The 1,903-nt window shown below is 46.1% G+C and carries 2 protein-coding genes; both read right to left on the reverse strand.

Annotated elements, in window-relative coordinates:
• Positions 1-1,039: ABC transporter permease (locus tag WEIDD23_RS08730; RefSeq protein ID WP_062358921.1), on the reverse strand; the 1,039-nt coding region annotated here is incomplete at its 3' end.
• Positions 1,039-1,903, reverse strand: an 865-nt coding sequence (locus WEIDD23_RS08735; RefSeq protein ID WP_082778326.1) for an ABC transporter ATP-binding protein, incomplete at its 5' end; no start/stop codon positions are given. The genes WEIDD23_RS08730 and WEIDD23_RS08735, both read right to left, overlap by 1 nt.

Below are 1,903 nucleotides of genomic sequence, written 5' to 3' on the forward strand. Positions count from 1 at the left end.
AGGTTTGAGAAATAAATGGCACGAATGACAAGACGTTCAAGAACGTATTGTGCGGTTGACCTGACAACGTAAACGTCAAGACGTACCCAATCATGGCGACGTAAGTCATTGGCGCAACAGCTTGTTGCACCTGACTCTGGTCATTAACCATTGCCGCCAGAATCGCCGTCAAAACCATGTACATGAAGATGGCTACCAGAGCAAGCAACAACGACATAATGGCGAAGCCCATATCAACACCGGCCAGTAGGCTCTTAACCATCTTTAAATACTTATAATGTGGCGCAAACACGTTCACAACTAACCCTGCTACCACGTACAAGGCCGCATGAGTAATCGCTAACAAAGCAATTCCGGTTAGCTTACCGAAAAACTGCACCGCTGGTGACGTTGCGGATAGCAAGATTTCCATAATACGTGATGACTTCTCATTCGCTATTTCTTGTGCAATCATGCTGACGTATGACGTCAAGAACACGAAAATCAAAATTCCTAAAGCTGAGGCCAAGGCATAATTAGCTGTATCCGCTGCGGCACCGCCACGGGTTTCACCCTTGTCACTTTGAACTTTCGTGGTCAAAGTTGGTGGCGTCATCAATGTCTGTAGTTCAGTTGGTGACAACTTCATTGCCGACGCTTTCGCCAGCATCGTGTACGTATTCAGTGACGCCTTCATTTTTGTTTCAGAAACAGATTGCCCATCTGCAGAATTCACCAATTCATACTTTTGATTGGCAGTTGCTAAATAGGCATCCAGCTTCCCTTTTGTCAATTCTCGCTTTGCCTGTTTTTCGTCAGTCACATTTTTAACTTTGATGTCAAAGGCATCATCTTTTTTTAAATATGTCGCTAAGGCTGGTTCATTCACTACCCCCACAACAGGTGTCTTATGACTCTGAGTGGCGGTAATAATAAACGAAATACCAGCAATCACTAACAAAATTAGCATTGGTGCTAAGACCAATGACCAAAAGCCGACCGACTTAATCCGCGTTTTATACGTCTGACGGGCGACTAACATTAACTGCTTGGCTGTCATTATGCTTGCCCTCCTTGTACTTCGCGACGGAAAATTTCGTCCAATGTCGGTGGTTGTTGCGCAAAGACTGGCACATACCCATCTTGGGCAACCAACTGAAAGACTTCGCGGCCAACCGCTGCGTCAGTTAATTGCAGATGACGGCCAGGTCCCTGTGGCGTAATACTTTTCACGCCGGCAATCTCACGCAACTCAGCATCCGTAGCCGGTGACTCCAAATAAATCTCAGTTCGCCCAAACGATTCGCGGATTGCATTGGTGTCACCGTGCAACACCGTCTCACCATGACGGAGCATCGTCAGTTGATCAGACAATTTTTCGACACCGCTCATATTGTGTGAACTAAAAATAATCATGGCCCCCTCATGCTTCAGGCGCATAATTTCTTGCATCATCAACTCCGTATTGACCGGGTCCAACCCCGTAAACGGTTCGTCTAAAATCAAAAAATCCGGTTCGAAAATGACTGTCGCAATCAATTGTACTTTTTGTGCATTACCCTTCGATAGTTTTTGCACCTTGTCACTTGGCTTACCCACCACATCAAGACGTTTCATCCAATCGACTAAGGCTGATTTGGCATCAGACCGTTTCATCCCATGTAACTCGGCAAAATACATGACTTGTTCTTCAATCGTCAATTTCTGATATAAGCCACGCTCTTCAGGCAAAAAGCCGATGCGCTGCTTGTCTGTCGCGGTAATGGCATGACCATCCCAGGTCACCGCACCCGAGGTCGGCTCAATAAAATCCAAAATCATGCGAAAAGTCGTCGTCTTACCAGCCCCGTTTTGGCCAATAAGCCCCATGACTTCACCAGGATTCAGACGCATATTCATATCCTGAACCGCAATTTTATCACCA

This window comes from Weissella sp. DD23 (assembly GCF_001579105.1).
Lineage (GTDB): Bacteria > Bacillota > Bacilli > Lactobacillales > Lactobacillaceae > Weissella > Weissella cibaria.